This is a genomic window from Acinetobacter marinus (assembly GCF_900096915.1).
GTDB lineage: Bacteria > Pseudomonadota > Gammaproteobacteria > Pseudomonadales > Moraxellaceae > Acinetobacter > Acinetobacter marinus.
Genome location: NZ_FMYK01000006.1, coordinates 67,134 through 83,810 on the forward strand (window position 1 = coordinate 67,134; position 16,677 = coordinate 83,810).

Here is a 16,677-nt window from a genome sequence, read left to right on the forward strand (position 1 = left end):
CAAGCATGACTGATGCCCTTCAACTGCAAGATCTGCATAAAACCTATAAAAATGGCTTTCAAGCACTCAAAGGCATTGACCTGACTGTCCCAGAAGGCGAGTTTTATGCTCTCCTTGGTCCAAATGGCGCAGGTAAATCCACTACCATTGGCATCATCAGCTCACTCACCAAAAAATCCTCAGGCACAGTCAATATTTTTGGCTATGATCTGGATCAATTTTCGTCCAAAGCCAAACAACATCTTGGCGTTGTCCCACAAGAATTTAACTTCGGACAGTTTGAAAAAATTTTTGATATTTTAGTCACCCAAGCGGGCTACTACGGCATCGATAAAAAAACCGCGGAAAACCGTGCCGAACATTATCTGGAAAAACTTGGACTGTGGGAAAAGCGAAATACCCAATCTCGTCTACTCTCTGGTGGGATGAAGCGCCGTCTAATGATTGCTCGTGCCATGATGCATGAGCCAAAACTGATGATTTTGGATGAACCGACCGCTGGCGTGGATATTGAGCTACGTCGTTCGATGTGGGACTTTTTGACTGAGCTCAATCAAAATGGCACCTCAATCATTCTCACCACGCATTATCTGGAAGAAGCAGAAATGCTCTGTCGCCGTATCGCTATTATTGATCGTGGCGAGATCAAAGAAGATACCAGCATGAAAAGTTTCTTAAATCAGCTTTCTGTGGAAACATTTATCTTTGATTTGGCGGCGCCGCTTGAACATTTCGATCTGAATATTATCGGTTTTCAATTTGATCTGATTGATCCGAGCACCTTGCAAGTGACCATGGATAAGGCACATGCCATGAATGATCTGTTTGCTATTTTTGAAGCCAATGGCGTTTTGATCAGCAGTATGCGTAACAAAGCCAATCGACTTGAGGAGCTTTTTGTCAACATGGTCGAGAAAAATCTGACTGGAGAAAATGCATGAACCATCAACAATTACGCATTGCATTTCTCACCATTGTCCGTAAAGAAGTTCGCCGTTTTATGCGAATTTGGCCGCAAACGCTGTTACCCCCTGCGATAACCATGAGTTTGTATTTCGTGATCTTTGGTAATTTGGTCGGTTCTCGGATCGGTGAAATGGGCGGCTTTAGCTACATTCAGTTTATCGTGCCAGGACTCATCATGATGTCGGTGATTACCAACAGTTATTCCAATGTCACGTCGAGTTTTTTTAGTGCAAAGTTTCAGCGTAGTGTCGAAGAGTTAATCACCAGCCCTGTACCAAATCATATTATTTTGCTGGGCTTTATGGTCGGCGGTGTGGCTCGAGGTATTTGTGTGGGCTTTATTGTGACGCTGGTCAGTTTGCTGTTCACGCATTTGAGCATTTTCAATATTTTTGTGACGATTTATACCGTCATCATTACCTCGATGCTGTTTTCCTTGGCAGGCTTTATCAATGCGGTCTACGCCAAATCATTTGATGATATTTCCATCATTCCGACCTTTGTACTGACGCCACTGACCTATCTTGGTGGTGTATTCTATGCGATCAGTAATTTAAGCCCATTTTGGCAAAGTGTGTCCTTACTCAATCCGATCGTGTATATGGTCAATGCCTTTCGTTACGGCATCTTGGGGCACAGTGATGTCAATGTGCGGATTTCGCTGTTAGTGATCAGTGCGGGCTGCTTTATGATGTATGCCATCGCCTATCATTTACTTCGTCGTGGAACAGGAATGCGTGAATAATGTCAGTCGATGCGTCACTTTTAGGTCAAGAAACTCAATATCCAACGCATTATGCGCCAGAGATTTTATTTCCCATCGCACGTGCTGATGCCCGCCAAGCCTATGCCGATGTGCAAGGCATCACACAAGGTGTCGACTGGTGGCATGTCTTTGAAATCTCTTGGCTTGATTTGGATGGCATGCCTCAAGTCGCCATCGGTCGCCTACATATTCCTGCGACCTCAAGCCATTTGATCGAATCGAAATCTTTAAAACTATACTTTAATAGCTTTAATTTCGAGCGTTATGACCGAGCAGATTTTGTCGCAACAGTCGAAGCAGATTTATCCAAAGCCGCCAATGCAGACGTCAAAATTGAATTATTCGATGTGGATGCATTGACGGTTGATCAACCGCAAGGCATCTGTCTGGATCAGGTCAAACCGAATGTGATCGCCTTTCATCCTGATCGTTCATTGTTGGCTTTAGAAAGTGGTGGAGAATATTCTGACGCAGAGCAACCGACCATCGAACAGCACTATTATTCTCACCTGCTCCGTAGTAACTGCCCTGTCACCAATCAGCCTGACTGGGGTACATTATTTATTCGTTATCAAGGCAAAAAACCTTGTGAAGCGAGTTTAATTGCTTATATTATCTCTTACCGTCAGCACAATGGTTTTCACGAACAATGTGTCGAGCAAATCTACGCTGACCTATGGACAGCATTACAACCTGAAAAACTCATGGTCTATGCTGCCTATACACGACGAGGTGGATTGGATATCAATCCATGTCGTGTATCCGACCTGTCATGGATGCTAACGCCTGTGCGATTGGCGCGGCAATAAACACAATTAAAAAATTTGAGGAACCACAATGCCAAGTTTTTTTGGATTTATCCCATCACCGACACTACTTGGTGATATTCAGCAGGCTCAGCGTAGTCGCAACGCTTCTGAGCCGATGTATCCTTTACGAGATAAAATCGCACTGGCACTCAATGATGAGCTGTTAGATCGCGTCTTAGGTGATGTACTGCACGAGTTCCCTGCCAGTGATCGTAAAGACACCGCAGAAAAGCTGGTCGGCTATGTTAAAAGTACTGTTCGTGCATTGCTCAATCAATTGCTCAGTAAAACCCCGAATGAAAAAATTGTTGCCTCGTTGGATTTCATTGAGCAAGGATTATTTCATGATGAACATGCGCAGTTGCGTGTTGGTGCGCCACTCGATAGCGCATTGGTTGCACAAATGCAAAGTAACTTCGCTGCGATTCTGGGCGGTGAAGACCCAAAACAAATCACGCCAGCCTTGACGGAACAATACAAAAAATTTGCAGATTTATTGGTCAAGCATTATATGGTCGATTTTAATAAAACCCTTGATCTGGGCATGATTAAACGCAAAGCCTCTGATGTCGGCGCAAGTGTCGTGACTAAAGCGGTACACATTGCTATTAATAAGTTAATTCCTGCATTAACGCCTGAAGAGCTAAAAATCTTGGCACAACATCATAGCCAATTGATTCATCAGACTTAAATCACGCACTACGTTAAAAAAGTGCCCCAAACATGACCTAAGTCTATGCAATCGACTTAGGTTTTTTTATATCTGTTCTTCGCATTGTTACCCTGAAAATTAAATGGCTTTTTCAGCATTACTGTGTAATTTTGTGGTCGCAGTGTGAATGAGCTGTGCTAGCATATGCGGGCTCAATCAAGGGCAACATGATGAGATGATTCAAATCAATTTATGTAGTTCAATTCTTGATCTTGCAATCGTCATTTTTGCTTGATATTTCTACGGTGAAGCGCTTACGCCATGTCCTACCGCATCCCACAAAACCGCTTTTTACGTCATGCACCACGTGATGGCACCAACTCTCGCTATCCGCTGTCGCTGTGGGAACGTATCCATCTCGATCCGTGGTTGCTCGGTTTATTGGCGATTAATGCACTGTTGGGCTTGACCGTACTTTATAGCGCATCTGCACAAGATACAGGCTTGGTACTCAAGCAAGCCATGAGTTTTGGCATTGGCTTTGTGGTAATGCTTTTTATGGCACAAATCCCACCACGGATGTATCAAGGTTTTTCGCCGTACTTTTATGCGGTTGGTGTATTGTCATTAATCGCTGTGGTGCTGTTTGGTGAAGTGCGGATGGGGGCACAGCGCTGGATTGATATTCCAGGTTTTGGTAGCGTCCAGCCCAGTGAATTTTTAAAAATCGGTATGCCGATGATGGTGGCGTGGTATCTGTCCATGTATCCACTGCCACCGAGCTTTAAACGGGTATTTATCAGCTTAATCATTATTGGTGTGCCCTTTTTACTCATCGCTGAACAACCCGATCTTGGTACATCGTTGCTGGTGCTTGCCAGTGGCATGTTTGTGCTATTTTTAAGTGGCTTATCGTGGCGTTTGATTTTGGCTGCGCTCGGTGCGCTTGCAGTGATTATTCCGATTGCGTGGCAGTTTCTGTTGCATGACTACCAGCGTCGCCGTGTTTTGACCTTATTAGACCCCGAAGCGGATGCGCTGGGTTCGGGCTGGAATATTATCCAATCCAAGACGGCGATCGGTTCAGGTGGCTTTACGGGAAAAGGCTACTTAGAAGGCACACAAGCCCATTTGCACTTTTTACCTGAGGGACACACCGACTTTATTATTGCTGCATTTTCAGAAGAATTTGGCTATATCGGGGTGTTTATTTTACTTTGCATTTACTTTGCCATGATCATTCGTATTTTTCAGATCAGTTTACAGAGTTTTCACAATTATGGACGTCTTGTCACAGGTGCGTTAGGATTATCCTTTTTTGTCTATGTATTTGTAAATGCAGGTATGGTGAGTGGTATCTTACCTGTAGTCGGTGTGCCATTGCCCTTTATGAGCTATGGCGGTACGGCAATTATTACCTTGATGGCGTCTTTTGGCTTGATTATGTCGATCCACACCCATCGTTAATTTTTCTTTTTCATCGAGTTCGTTCAGAAGCGATATTTTAAACAATTTTTCGGAGCATCGCATTGATGACACATTTTTATAAGAAAGCCATGACAACCCTCGGCACAAGCGCCTTATTCAGCCTTGGCGCCTTGCTGAGCACGGTCAGCCATGCCAACGAATTTATGGGCTATCCAGCTTATACCACGTTTAAAAGCAAAGCGATGCAACAATATGGCTTGAGCGCACAACAAGTCGATAACGCCATGTCTGGTGCGCAAAATATTGACCGCATCTTGAGCATTATGGCAAAACCTGGCGAAAGTAAGCCGTGGTATGAATACCGCAAAAACTTCTTAGTTGAAAGCACCATTCAGCGTGGTGTGCGCTTTAAGAATCAATATGCCAGTGCACTACGTCGTGCTGAACAGACTTATGGTGTCCCACAATCAGTCATTTTGGGGATTTTGGGCGTAGAGACAGGCTATGGTGCCAATAAAGGCTCATTCATTACGCGTGATGCGCTAGCAACATTAGCCTTTGGTTATCCACGTCGTGCCGATTATTTCCAAGATGAACTGGCGGCGCTGATTGCATGGACTTATCAAGACGGTCGTGTGACCTCAAGTGTCAAAGGCTCTTATGCGGGTGCAATTGGCTATCCACAATTCATGCCGAGCAACATCACCAAACTGGGTGTGGACTTCGATGGTAATGGACATATCGATCTCGAAAACTCGCCTGTTGATGCCATTGGCTCGATTGCTAACTTTGTTGCAAAACATGGCTGGCAAACTGGACAGCCTGTGGCGATTCGTGCGATTTATACTGGCACAGATGACACGCAAGTGATTGCCCCCGACCTACGCACCGCAAAACCGTATCTTGCAGGTGAACTCGGCAAAATGGGCGTACGTCCAATTAACCCATCCATGAAGCTCGATCCGATGGATATGGTGCATGTGATTCGTCTTGATGAAGTTTCTGGTCCACAATATTGGATCACCTATCCAAACTTCATTAGCATCATCGGCTACAACCCGAGTCGCATGTACGTTTCAGCGGTATGGCAACTGGGTCAGGAAGTCGCAAATCGTTAATAAATCTAAACAGATTTTGATATTACACAGGGTGACAAATACTGCAAAAATTTGTCACCCTATATAAAGTCAAGCAGTTTTTTCTTAAAAAGAGTGCAAATTAGACAGGTTTAAATAAATTGTTACAGTTTTGGTTAATAAATGATCAATAATTGCAAGAAAAACCCTTTTTTTGCAAATATAAACAGTTGGGACATAGACAAACACAAATCCAACCCCTTACTATCGCCTCATTCTGAAGATCGCATCATGCATATTATTTATGCGATCAATGTACTGAAACCCTCATGAAATGTGTATTTCTTAAGCAATTTCAGTCATGTATTGGTCGTATATAGGAGTCGTCGCGTGCAAAAGTCTTTAAGCTCAATTTTATTGATCCTTGCAGCTGGTTTTGCCACACAAAGCCAAGCTGAATTAGTCCCTTCAAACAATTTTGCCAATAATGCAGATAAAACCAATTTGGCATCTAAAGTCTTGGACAAAGATTTCCAAGCATTAAGTGATAGCTTATTTAAAGGTAATGGTGATGCTTTAACAGGTCTGAGCATTACTGAATCTTCTAACAATCGTGTAGTCAGCAAACAAGTGGTTGCTGCCAAAGTCGATGTGCCTGAAGAACCGAGCATCATCGAAAAATTAAATGCTGTGGCATCGAATACCGTGAAGAAATTCACGCAAAGCGGTGTGGCTTCTTGGTATGGTCGTCAATTCCACGGTCGTAAGACTGCGAGTGGCGAACGTTTCGATATGAATGCGCTTACAGCAGCACATCGTACCCTACCACTGAACTGCTATATTCGTGTGACCAACAAATCAAACGGTAAAAGCGTTGTGGTGAAAGTCAACGATCGTGGTCCGTTCCACGGCAATCGTGTGCTTGACTTGTCTTATGGTGCAGCGAAAGCCCTAGGTATCACCAACTCTGGTGTTGGTAAAGTATCCATCGAACGTGTTGCTGGTCCAAACTCTTAAGTCTTTATTGAACTAAGCCTTTATTGAGTTACATTTTTATTGAACTAAGTCTTTATTGAATAAAGTCTGAATCCAACAAATTATCTCAAAGCCGCTAAATTAGTTTAGCGGTTTTTTCATTTTGAATAGCAAAAATAAATCTGAATTGTGCTTGCGAGTAAAATAGCTTCACGTTACATTAAATCCAAGGTATTGTTTTTAATTACGAGGGAGTGTTATGAAAACAATTCAAGAGTGGCTTGCTGAATATAATGAAAGTCACCTCAACCCGACCAATAAAATGATCCACTGGATTTGTGTGCCTGCTATTTTATTTACCATCATTGGCATCTTGATGCATTTGAGTGCCCTGCTCACTGCGTTGTTATTGGTACTTAGCCTGATCTTTTACGCACGCTTAGATTTGGTACTAGCCATTGCAATGGCAGCAGTGCTTGGCGCAATGAGCACACTGATTCTCATTTTACCTGTGGGCAAGCCTTTTTATTTTGCATTATTTGTGGTGGCTTGGGTCGGACAATTTTACGGACACAAAGTCGAAGGCAAAAAACCATCTTTCTTTAAAGATGTGCAATTCTTATTAATTGGACCGATTTGGTGTATGGATGCATTGTTGGGTAAAACCTTGCCAAAATGGCGCTTTCGTAACCCTGCGCTTGCTTAATTCATTTTAGCTTTGGCTATGCTCACGTATCCACAAAAAATAGCACCAAATCAGGTGCTATTTTTTGACTTCGCTCTGTACTCTTACAGCACTTTGGCAATCGACTCCGCCACATAGTTGATATTGCGCTGATTCAAACCAGACACACAAATCCGTCCTGAGCGCACCAAGTACACACCAAATTCTTCTTTGAGGCGATCCACCTGTGCAGCGCTCAAACCTGTGTAGCTAAACATGCCCTGCTGTGCGGTTAAATAATCAAAATTGCCATCAGGTACAAGCTCAAGCAAACGACTACGCAATTGATCACGTACGGCAAAAATACGAGTACGCATTTGCTCAAGTTCATCTAACCACATTTGTTTAAGATTGGCATCATTCAAAATAATATTGACCAATGCTGCACCCGTTGTCGGTGGGCTTGAATAGTTACGGCGCACGGTGGCTTTGAGCTGACCAAGTACACGTGCAGCTTCATCGGCATCTTGGCAGACAAAAGACAATCCGCCGACACGCTCACCGTACAATGAGAAGATTTTTGAGAAAGAATTGCTCACCACATAATTCACATCAGTCTTTGCCAACGCACGAATCAGATAAGCATCTTGCTCCACACCCTGACCGAAGCCTTGATAGGCAATATCTAAGAACGGAATCAATTGTTTGGCCTTGATGATCTCAATCACTTGATCCCACTGCGATGTGGTTAAATCCGCACCAGTCGGGTTGTGGCAACACGGATGCAATAACACGATGCTTTGTGCTGACAATGTGTTGAGATCTTCGCACATTGCTTCAAAGTTGACCTGACGTGTTTCATTGTCAAAATAACGATAGGTATGTGTAGTAAAACCTGCGCCTGAGAAAATCGCTATATGGTTATCCCATGTTGGATTACTCACCCAGACTTCCGACTGTGGAAAATAGTTTTTTAAGAAATCCGCACCGACTTTTAGCGCACCTGAGCCACCTAAAGTTTGAATGGTGGCAATACGTTTAGCTTGAATTGCTGGGCTATTTTCACCAAATAATAATGCTTGGATCGCTTGACGGTAACCAGCCATCCCTTCCATCGGCAGGTACAATTTGGCTTCATCATCATGCGCTGCATATTGCTTTTGCGCTTCACGTACTGCTTTCAGTTGTGGGACGACACTTTGTTCATCGTAATACAATCCAATGCTGAGATTGACTTTGTGCGCACGTGGATCAACTTTAAAATCTTCCATCAAGGAAAGAATTGGATCGCCTGCATAGGCAGGAACTTGTTCAAACATAACGATTCCCTAAACAACTGTTAACGACTGACTTTTAACAACAAATTTTTAACAACGAGCTTTTAAAAAAGCTAAACCACGAATAAATTAAACCACATAACGATCTGGACGATGATTAATGGTCAAGATCAAATTCAAAATGATCGCACCCAAGATGGAGATCGCCAGCAACGGCAGACTAATATACATGGTTGACGCCAATAAAATACAAATATCTAATGCCATTTGCACTTTGCCTGCTGGGATACCGTAGCGTTCTTGCAGATACAGTGCCAACAGATTAAAGCCACCTAGACTCGAACGATGACGAAACAGAATTAAAAATCCGACACCGATCAAGACATTGGCAAGCACCGTGCCATAAACAGGCGTAATCCCATCAACATGAATGAAATGCGGATGCAATTCAACCATGACTGAGAGCAAAGCCACCGCAATGATGGTTTTAATCACCATCTGCAAACCAAGGCGCTTATAGGCAAGATAATAAAATGGAATATTAGTGATGAAAAACACGATGCCAAACTTAATGCCCGTGACATAGTGCACGAGCAAAGCAAAACCTGCTGTACCGCCTGTCAAGGTATGCGCCTGTTGCATTAATAACATCGCAAACGAAATCAAAAAAGTGCCGATAATCATCGCCATGGCATCTTCTAAATGCGAATGCTTCGGTAATGCTACGGCTTGCGCTTTTTGGTCTTGCATTTGATTTTGGATTTGGTCTGGCATATCACTTTGTTCCGCTTGAACGGTTTGACTTTGCATCTTTGGCTTATTCGCCAACGTATGTTCAGTATGTACAATAGATTGCGTCAAGCTCAGTTCCTCTCATCATTTTTTGTATGGGCAAGGCGCACACTTTGGCTCATCATTTGATGATTTTCCTTCACCCGCTCCAAAACGATCGAGGTATGAAAGTTGCCAATGCCCAAATCTAATGTGGCAAATTGATTAATCAATTGACTCATTTGCGCCAAATCTTCTGCGGTGACTTTTAGCAAATAATCATAACTTCCCGTGAGTTTATAGACATCCCGAATCATCGGCTCATTGGCGATAAAATGTAAAAATTGATCCAGCACCGTTTGGCTATATTGGGTCATTTTGATTTCGAGCATGCCCACGATCGGATGGCGCTCCGCTTCAGGATGAAGCTGGGCAAAATAACCAACAATCATGCCCTTTTGCTCAAGTGCGACACGCCGCCGAGAACACTGTGACATCGATAAACCAACAATCTCCGCCAATTCTTGATTGCTTAATCGACCATTCATCTGAAGTTGTTGCAGGATCTTATGATCAAATTCATCTAATTGATCACTCATATATCGCCCTCGATGATTTTTTTGCAAGAATCACTGCTTGTGTTAAAGCACTTGTGTGAAAAATACGCAGTAATTGCACATTATTTGTATAATTTTAATTATATCACAAAATATTTGCATTTAATTTTGAATTTTAGCATTTTTTCTTACCTAGACGCTCATATCGTACGTTAGCTAAAGCGCATCGAAATACATCACGCTATGCGAGTGATCTGCCAAAATCATAAAATCTGCTTATTAAATCTCCATCTAAATTTGATTATGATCATTCCGACTTGACCAAGTGCATTTTCATCCATAAAATGCGCCCTACATTCTCCCATAGCTCAGTCGGTAGAGCGACGGACTGTTAATCCGCAGGTCCCTGGTTCGAGCCCAGGTGGGAGAGCCAAAATTTGAGTGATTCGCTCTAAAATGAAAAAGCCTAGATCAATGATCTAGGCTTTTTTGTATTTGACTGAATCAAACTTAAGAAGCTGGCATGGTATCTTCAATAAAGTCCATGATTTCTTCATTACGATCAATAATCGCTTGCGTATGACCTGCACCTGTCACTAAATCTAACTGCACTGCTGGTGTAGTGCCTAGCGCATTCATCCCATTGACCAAAGCCTGTGTCACTTGATAAGGCACAGCCATATCTAATGTACCTTGTACCACATAGATTGGTTTATTCAGTTTCACTGTACCTGGTTGTGAGTTTCTTAAAAACTCTGCAACAACGGTATTGGTGGCGAAATCATCGGTCAACGCAGGATAGTCCATTACACTTGCTGAAGTATTTTGATCCAAATAGCTATTAATATCCGCCTCATATTTATCGATCATATCAGGCAGACATAACCCATTATCGCCGTTGGTACCCTCAGCATTGACCGCCACATTATAGGCTTGAGTATTGAAAATCTGTTTGTAATCGAAACTTGGATTATAGGCTTTAATTCCCACGCCAACATAGGCAGCATAGGACAGTAGCTCAGAATACACTGCAATCGCTTGATCTTTTTGATTTGTTGCTTCTAGATAAGCAATCGCATCAGGAGCAATATTGGTAATGATATAACCCAAACTTGAAGCGGGTGCGGTGGCGACAGCACCTTTATAATCTTCATCACTATCGGCATATTGCGCTACACCTAATGATGCATGTCCGCCTTGAGACTGCCCGATCGACATCCAATCCCCTTGTAGATCAGTGCCATATTTTTCTTTAAAGGCATCCACCGCATAGATCGCAGAATTGGCTTCACTTTGTAAATTCAAATATGGATGAATCCCTGCTTTACCCAAACCTTCATAATCTGGCGCAACAATCACATAACCACGTTCTAATAAATTATTCGCCGTCACTAAGAAGTTGGTATTCATCTCCATCTGACTCGGCGCACAGCTATCACCAACACCCGTCGTACCGTGTGTCCACACCACCACACGCCAACCATCACTTGGTTTTGCTGTTTTCGGATAGATCACCATCGCTGTGGCTTCGTGAGTCTCGCCATCGCTGTATGGCATGTTATAGGTCATGACATCGACTTTGCTGGCATTGGTTGGAATGGTACCAGCGGTATAACTGGTTTCAGAGACATAACTATTGTCATCGGTTTGATAATTATCATCATCGTCATCATCACATCCCGCCATCATCACCGCTGATGCCAACATGGTCATCCCGACGAGATACTTGAGCCCCTTTGCACTTTTTTTTGCACTTTTCGCACCCAAAGCACCGTTGTTATTGGCTATTTTCATTGACGTACTCCTTACATCATGTTGTTTTTCCCAAACTTATTTAGGCATAAAAAAAGTACCGTGTCTACGATACTTTCTACCAAATTAAATCATCTTTGTATAAATTGATCAGATCATCATCAGCTATTATCGACAAAAATGCGCTTATTTAAGCCAGTAATTGTGCCAAAACAATCCCCAGCCAAATGATTAAACCGACCCAACGATTATGTCGAAATGCCCAAAAACAGATTGCAGGATCACGATCTTTGGTTTTCACTGCTTGATAGATAAAATCAACAGCGACCACAAATAGACCGCCTGCCGCCCACGGCAACAATTGCTCACGCCAAAACGCCCAAGCAAGCAACAGTAAACTGCTCAATTGCAATAGCCCGATGATCTGTAAATCATATTTGCCAAATAAGATCGCTGTAGACTTCACGCCAATTTTAAGATCATATTCACGATCGGTAATCGCATATTGGGTGTCGTATGCTACCGTCCATGCGAGATTGCCAAAATATAATAGCCAACAGGTCAGATCAGGCGTTTGCCCAACTGCGGTATATGCCATCGGAATCGACCATGAAAATGCCGCCCCCAAAAACACCTGTGGCAAATGGGTATAGCGCTTCATAAATGGATAAATGAAAGCCAGAAACAGCGCACCAAACGACCAATAAAACGTTTCAACGGGTAAGAAAAATAATAGACAGGCACTCGCCAAAACAAGGACTAGAAACACCCAAATCGCTTCGATCGGCTGAATAATACCTGATGCCAATGGGCGAGTTTTGGTGCGCTCCACATGACCATCGACTTTACGATCGGCAAAATCATTAATCGCACAGCCCGCTGCCCGCATAAAGATCACACCCAAAATCATCGGAATCAAAATACCGAGCGCAGGCATCCCCTTCGCAGCGATCCAAAGTGCCCACATGGTCGGCCAAAGCACCAGCTCAGTACCGATCGGCTTGTCAAAACGGCACAGATAATAATAGGCTTGGAATCGCTCTCGCCACGTGCTGGCGACTTGTGTTTGCATAATACTTTCCGCATTTATTTTTGGATAAATTGTTCAAAAGTGTTTAAGAAAGTTTCTTGCACAATAAATTGACAACCATGCCAAGTATAACAACTTTGCCGTGTCCAACCTTCATCTAATTTTAGAATCCGACGCTCACATGATGGCGTAGTACGTTGAAACAATAAACGTCCAATTGGCTGACGTCCGATATGTTTGAAGATTCGAGCTTGTTTATTTAGACTTAAAATCGGAAAAATACTTTTGGCGCTGACCCACGGCGTATCATCGCTACCATACAAATCGCTTTCTCTCACCCACGCAATGTGCTGTGCAGGCATATTCAGCCACAACGCATCGATCTGCGAAAGCCGTTGATAATGTTCCTGTCGAGGCATCACATGGAATTGTCCGTTCGACAGTTGAGTGAGTTGTTGGGTGAGCGAGCCGTCTGCGATCAGCCATTGTTTTAGCCCAGTAGGCAATTGTAATTGTTGTATCTCTCGCCGTTGGTAAAAACGCATGAATCCGCACCTTCAAAATCAGCGTCTAGTGTAAACCAAAATCGTTGATTGCATAGCGTGCGAATTGATGATTTTATTCAATTTTGCGATATAAAATGTAAGCTCACCAAATCAATTGATGAGCTTATACTGTTTAGACCACTTCTGTTTTTAAGGCATCTTGCGAATTTTTTGCAGGCTCTTTCTTTTTCCAAAGATGTGCATACTTTTTCAATAATGATTTTTTCGCTTTTGGATAGACGTTTACTTTATCCATATCACCGTCATAATGGGCAATGACACGTTCATCCATCAACTTAAACCATAGCTTTGGAATCATTACAGGTAAGAACAAACTCGCATAACCCATCGGCAACTGTGGCACATCTTCATAATGACGTAGCGATTGGAAACTGCGAGTTGGATAGGCATGATGGTCAGAATGACGTTGTAGCTGATAGAGTAAAACATTGCTAAACTTACTATTATTATTCCAACTGTGTTCAGGCATGGTACGTGCATAACGACCATTGCCTAAATCTTCACGCTTCAAACCATAATGTTCCATATAGTTCACTGCTTCGAACAGCGTAATCCCTTGCAACGCCTGCGCAATCTGCGTTGGCAAAATACCTGTACCAAACATTTTTAAGGTCAACGCATGATAAGCAGCACTCATTCCCCAGCCTTGTAATAGCTCATTGTCCAATGACCAGAATTTTTTGTCTTTACGTTCTAAACGACGAGTTTCGATCTCAATCGCAGATTTAAAACTACCGACAACAGTGCGAGGCCAAAATTGCCAAAAAGTTTCACCCATTTGCGATGACGCAGGATCTTCAGGTGTCGCCACACGGCGATGATGCCCATACGGATGTTCAATACGGAAATGGTTATAACCTGTCGGCACAAGTGCAAGATGCGACAGATAATGTTCAAGTTTACCTGATTTATGACTGAGCTCATGCGCCGTGTTAATTGCGACGCCATTGACCACACCGAGCATATGTCCAATCATGATTCGATCAATCAATGAAGTCGATTTTTTACTTGCAAGGTACAAACCGTAAATATTGGCAGCATATTGAAATGGGATAAATAATTTCACCACTCGTGCATAGTACGGATCGTCTTCTAAATCTGCGATCGCTTGCTCAGGCGGGTTGTCAGGATCGACACCCATCATTTTATCAATGCTTGGAATGATGACGTGCAAAACTAAAGGCCCTGCAAAAGCAAATAGTTTTTTCGTGGCTTTCGGTCCGAACTGATAACCGAGCAATACACCATTTGCAATATTTGGCACCACAATCCCAAGCATCCAAAGACGACGCTTTTTATCCACATAAGGTGTAGCTTGCGATAAAACTTCAAGATCAACTGACTGATTCATTATTGTTACTCCTGCACCATCACGGCGAATTTCATGATTTTATTATGCAGGGTTGATCATTTTTCAAGTATTCATATTAAGACATCATACAATCATTTTAAGACAATCAATTTAAATCTATGCTAAAAAGAGCACATCAAAAGGAATTTGAGCAATAGCGCATGGATCGAAATATCCCGATTTTCCCTGCCCGTTATTATTTAAAAGTGGTGGAATTACTGCAACAGCGTGGTATTACTGTGGCGGAAATCCTTGTGGAATCAGGCTTACCGATAGAAAAAATTCTACAAGATGAAGATGCCAAACTGTCTATTTCTCAAATTGAACGCTTTGTCGAACTGTGTTTAAAGTATCCGCAAAATGCCGACCTAGCTTTTGAACTTGGCTCAACCCTCAAACTCAGCTCGCATAGTCTCGTCGGTTATGTGGCAATGACCAGTGAAACCGCAGGTCAAGCGATTGAACTGATTGCACAATATTTCAAACTCATCATCCCCAATTTTCAGCTCAAAATCAGAGCAACTGAAATGCAAGTTTTTTTGAGTTTTGAACCGTCAATGTCGATGAGTACGCTCAATGTGAATTTTCATATTGAAGCGATTGCCATTGCCTTTTATCACAATCTGATTGAGCTACTCGGGCGCAATCATCCACCCTACCATGTCTATCTTTCCATCGCACAACCACGTCATCTGCAAAAATATCAACAACTCCATCGTGTGACTTTTCATTTTCAACATCTGATTCAGACTGGGATTCAGTTTGTTTTACCCATTACCACTTTAGATATTCGCTTGCCGATGGCAGATATATATAGTTTAAAAATCGTCGAACAGCGTTGCCAAGAACTGATGACTCAACTCTCAAACAGTGATGAAATGGAAGCGTGGATTCGGATGATGTTGCAGGAAGCCTATCAGATTCCAAGCCTTGCCGAATGTGCAAAACTATTGAACCTTTCCACTAAAACCGTGCAACGCTATCTGAAAAAACACGGGCAAGATTTCCATATCATGCGCATGCAAATCATCATCGAACGTGGCAAAACTGCGTTAATTGAAACAGATAAAAGCATCACTGAAATCGCCGATGAACTGGGCTACTCCACCTCAGCCAACTTTATTCGAGCCTTTAAAACAGCAATGCAGATGACACCTGCGCAATATCGTCACCATTCACGCATCACACTCGACTGATTCCAAACGGCACCAATATCAAACAGTTCGGATTCCAAACAGCACTGATCCCCAAACAGCATGGATGTCATAAGATTTTATGATGAATATTCACCAGCTTTGCGGGTTTGATGCTAAAATGCCGAGCATTATTTTATTGTTTTATGAATTGATTATGGCTTCAAGCAATTATGGCTACACGCTGCAAACCGTACCTTATGAAATCTCAGCCGAAGAACAGCGCCGTGCACAGCTCTTGATGTGGCGCAGTACCAACAAAGTGCGTCCACGCACATGGGCGATCGTGGCTGCAGTGGTGGTATTATCGATTTTGGGTTTAATTTTTATCAAAAATTATTCCAACATTATTTGCTGGGTGGCATTGGTCTGTGTGGCGATTTTCTTGGTATTACGCCTCTATGTGTGGGAATGGTACGCCAAGCGCAAAATGGCTGAGTTCCCTGCGCAAGACATCAAAGGCATCAAGCTCGGCATCCAACCGCACGGCATGGTGATGCAACAACAAATGAACATTCCTGCGCAACGTGGCATGCAACAAAGCATCAGCCAACCAGGTGTGATGAATGTGGGCTGGAAAGAAATTTCTGAATGGTATGACAGTGCAGAGTTTTTACTGATGACCTTTAAAGTCAAAGGTCAAGATGGTTCTTTCTTCTTGCCAAAACGTATGGACACCAAACAATTTTCATTCGAGACCATTCGTAAACATTTAAATGAAAGCGTCGGTCCTGCAAAAAAATTCTAAACACTTGAAGGTGACATAACACCTTCATATAAAACCATTGCAAAAAAATCATAGCCCACTCGTTAGGGCTATTTTTTTACCCCCTTAGATTAGCCT

At 42.7% G+C, this 16,677-nt stretch carries 17 protein-coding genes and 1 tRNA gene; 11 read left to right on the forward strand and 7 right to left on the reverse strand.

Features of this window, described 5'->3' with window-relative positions; translation table 11 throughout:
- Positions 1-5: 5 nt before the first annotated feature.
- The 8 genes from BLQ60_RS10845 (at position 6) to BLQ60_RS10880 (ending at position 7,378) form a co-directional block, all read left to right on the forward strand.
- Complete coding sequence (locus BLQ60_RS10845; RefSeq protein ID WP_092620413.1) at positions 6-941, forward strand: ABC transporter ATP-binding protein; 936 nt, start codon at positions 6-8, stop codon at positions 939-941.
- On the forward strand, positions 938-1,711 hold the full coding sequence (locus BLQ60_RS10850) for an ABC transporter permease (protein ID WP_092620210.1): 774 nt from the start codon (positions 938-940) through the stop codon (positions 1,709-1,711). Before BLQ60_RS10845 ends, BLQ60_RS10850 begins: the two co-directional genes overlap by 4 nt.
- On the forward strand, positions 1,711-2,541 hold the full coding sequence (gene queF / locus BLQ60_RS10855; protein WP_092620213.1) for an NADPH-dependent 7-cyano-7-deazaguanine reductase QueF: 831 nt from the start codon (positions 1,711-1,713) through the stop codon (positions 2,539-2,541). The genes BLQ60_RS10850 and queF overlap by 1 nt, the downstream gene beginning before the upstream one ends.
- Positions 2,542-2,569: 28 nt before the next feature.
- Positions 2,570-3,232 carry a hypothetical protein gene (locus tag BLQ60_RS10860; RefSeq protein WP_092620216.1) on the forward strand — a complete coding sequence of 221 codons (663 nt, stop codon included), beginning with the start codon at positions 2,570-2,572 and terminating at the stop codon, positions 3,230-3,232.
- 282 nt (positions 3,233-3,514) lie between these two features.
- Positions 3,515-4,660, forward strand: a complete 1,146-nt coding sequence (rodA, locus tag BLQ60_RS10865; RefSeq protein WP_092620219.1) for a rod shape-determining protein RodA — start codon at positions 3,515-3,517, stop codon at positions 4,658-4,660.
- A 62-nt stretch (positions 4,661-4,722) separates the two neighbouring features.
- Positions 4,723-5,739 (forward strand): lytic murein transglycosylase B, encoded by a 1,017-nt coding sequence (gene mltB / locus BLQ60_RS10870; protein WP_378235233.1) that lies wholly within the window; start codon positions 4,723-4,725, stop codon positions 5,737-5,739.
- A gap of 348 nt (positions 5,740-6,087) precedes the next feature.
- Positions 6,088-6,714: a septal ring lytic transglycosylase RlpA family protein gene (locus BLQ60_RS10875; RefSeq protein ID WP_092620222.1), complete on the forward strand. Its 627-nt coding sequence runs from the start codon at positions 6,088-6,090 to the stop codon at positions 6,712-6,714.
- 217 nt (positions 6,715-6,931) lie between these two features.
- Positions 6,932-7,378: an Mpo1 family 2-hydroxy fatty acid dioxygenase gene (locus BLQ60_RS10880; protein ID WP_092620225.1), complete on the forward strand. Its 447-nt coding sequence runs from the start codon at positions 6,932-6,934 to the stop codon at positions 7,376-7,378.
- A gap of 83 nt (positions 7,379-7,461) precedes the next feature.
- On the opposite strand, the gene BLQ60_RS10885 is transcribed toward BLQ60_RS10880, so the two are convergent.
- The 3 genes from BLQ60_RS10885 to BLQ60_RS10895 all read right to left on the reverse strand — a co-directional run bounded on the left by BLQ60_RS10885 (position 7,462) and on the right by BLQ60_RS10895 (position 9,983).
- Positions 7,462-8,655, reverse strand: coding sequence for an amino acid aminotransferase (locus tag BLQ60_RS10885; protein ID WP_092620228.1), 1,194 nt, complete (start codon positions 8,653-8,655; stop codon positions 7,462-7,464).
- A gap of 87 nt (positions 8,656-8,742) precedes the next feature.
- A complete protein-coding gene (locus BLQ60_RS10890; protein WP_092620419.1) occupies positions 8,743-9,363 on the reverse strand; it encodes a YitT family protein in 621 nt (206 codons plus the stop codon).
- Between the two features lie 113 nt (positions 9,364-9,476).
- Positions 9,477-9,983 carry an Lrp/AsnC family transcriptional regulator gene (locus BLQ60_RS10895; protein WP_092620231.1) on the reverse strand — a complete coding sequence of 169 codons (507 nt, stop codon included), beginning with the start codon at positions 9,981-9,983 and terminating at the stop codon, positions 9,477-9,479.
- 315 nt (positions 9,984-10,298) lie between these two features.
- On the opposite strand from BLQ60_RS10895, the gene BLQ60_RS10900 reads away from it, so the two are divergent.
- Positions 10,299-10,374, forward strand: a tRNA-Asn gene (locus BLQ60_RS10900).
- Between the two features lie 77 nt (positions 10,375-10,451).
- On the opposite strand, the gene BLQ60_RS10905 is transcribed toward BLQ60_RS10900, so the two are convergent.
- The 4 genes from BLQ60_RS10905 to BLQ60_RS10920 all read right to left on the reverse strand — a co-directional run bounded on the left by BLQ60_RS10905 (position 10,452) and on the right by BLQ60_RS10920 (position 14,640).
- Positions 10,452-11,735: an alpha/beta hydrolase family protein gene (locus tag BLQ60_RS10905; RefSeq protein ID WP_342028146.1), complete on the reverse strand. Its 1,284-nt coding sequence runs from the start codon at positions 11,733-11,735 to the stop codon at positions 10,452-10,454.
- Between the two features lie 148 nt (positions 11,736-11,883).
- Positions 11,884-12,765, reverse strand: a complete 882-nt coding sequence (gene ubiA / locus BLQ60_RS10910) for a 4-hydroxybenzoate octaprenyltransferase (RefSeq protein WP_092620234.1) — start codon at positions 12,763-12,765, stop codon at positions 11,884-11,886.
- Positions 12,766-12,779: 14 nt separating this feature from the next.
- Complete coding sequence (locus tag BLQ60_RS10915; RefSeq protein ID WP_092620237.1) at positions 12,780-13,268, reverse strand: chorismate--pyruvate lyase family protein; 489 nt, start codon at positions 13,266-13,268, stop codon at positions 12,780-12,782.
- A 133-nt stretch (positions 13,269-13,401) separates the two neighbouring features.
- Entirely contained in the window at positions 13,402-14,640 is a 1,239-nt protein-coding gene (locus tag BLQ60_RS10920) for an alkane 1-monooxygenase (protein ID WP_092620240.1), read from the reverse strand.
- 161 nt (positions 14,641-14,801) lie between these two features.
- Here BLQ60_RS10920 and BLQ60_RS10925 point away from each other — a divergent pair, with 161 nt between their 5' ends.
- Positions 14,802-15,836: a helix-turn-helix domain-containing protein gene (locus tag BLQ60_RS10925; protein ID WP_092620243.1), complete on the forward strand. Its 1,035-nt coding sequence runs from the start codon at positions 14,802-14,804 to the stop codon at positions 15,834-15,836.
- A gap of 151 nt (positions 15,837-15,987) precedes the next feature.
- Complete coding sequence (locus tag BLQ60_RS10930; RefSeq protein ID WP_092620425.1) at positions 15,988-16,581, forward strand: hypothetical protein; 594 nt, start codon at positions 15,988-15,990, stop codon at positions 16,579-16,581.
- Positions 16,582-16,677 lie beyond the last annotated feature (96 nt).

Excerpts from the sequence above, each read along its gene's own strand:
- BLQ60_RS10845 (WP_092620413.1), top strand. The coding sequence starts at position 6 with ATGACTGATGCCCTTCAACTGCAAGATCTGCATAAAACCTATAAAAAT.
- BLQ60_RS10850 (WP_092620210.1), top strand. The coding sequence starts at position 938 with ATGAACCATCAACAATTACGCATTGCATTTCTCACCATTGTCCGTAAA.
- queF (WP_092620213.1), top strand. The coding sequence starts at position 1,711 with ATGTCAGTCGATGCGTCACTTTTAGGTCAAGAAACTCAATATCCAACG.
- BLQ60_RS10860 (WP_092620216.1), top strand. The coding sequence starts at position 2,570 with ATGCCAAGTTTTTTTGGATTTATCCCATCACCGACACTACTTGGTGAT.
- rodA (WP_092620219.1), top strand. The coding sequence starts at position 3,515 with ATGTCCTACCGCATCCCACAAAACCGCTTTTTACGTCATGCACCACGT.
- BLQ60_RS10880 (WP_092620225.1), top strand. The coding sequence starts at position 6,932 with ATGAAAACAATTCAAGAGTGGCTTGCTGAATATAATGAAAGTCACCTC.
- BLQ60_RS10885 (WP_092620228.1), bottom strand. The coding sequence starts at position 8,655 with ATGTTTGAACAAGTTCCTGCCTATGCAGGCGATCCAATTCTTTCCTTG.
- BLQ60_RS10890 (WP_092620419.1), bottom strand. The coding sequence starts at position 9,363 with ATGCAAGACCAAAAAGCGCAAGCCGTAGCATTACCGAAGCATTCGCAT.
- BLQ60_RS10895 (WP_092620231.1), bottom strand. The coding sequence starts at position 9,983 with ATGAGTGATCAATTAGATGAATTTGATCATAAGATCCTGCAACAACTT.
- BLQ60_RS10905 (WP_342028146.1), bottom strand. The coding sequence starts at position 11,735 with ATGAAAATAGCCAATAACAACGGTGCTTTGGGTGCGAAAAGTGCAAAA.
- ubiA (WP_092620234.1), bottom strand. The coding sequence starts at position 12,765 with ATGCAAACACAAGTCGCCAGCACGTGGCGAGAGCGATTCCAAGCCTAT.
- BLQ60_RS10915 (WP_092620237.1), bottom strand. The coding sequence starts at position 13,268 with ATGCGTTTTTACCAACGGCGAGAGATACAACAATTACAATTGCCTACT.
- BLQ60_RS10920 (WP_092620240.1), bottom strand. The coding sequence starts at position 14,640 with ATGAATCAGTCAGTTGATCTTGAAGTTTTATCGCAAGCTACACCTTAT.
- BLQ60_RS10925 (WP_092620243.1), top strand. The coding sequence starts at position 14,802 with ATGGATCGAAATATCCCGATTTTCCCTGCCCGTTATTATTTAAAAGTG.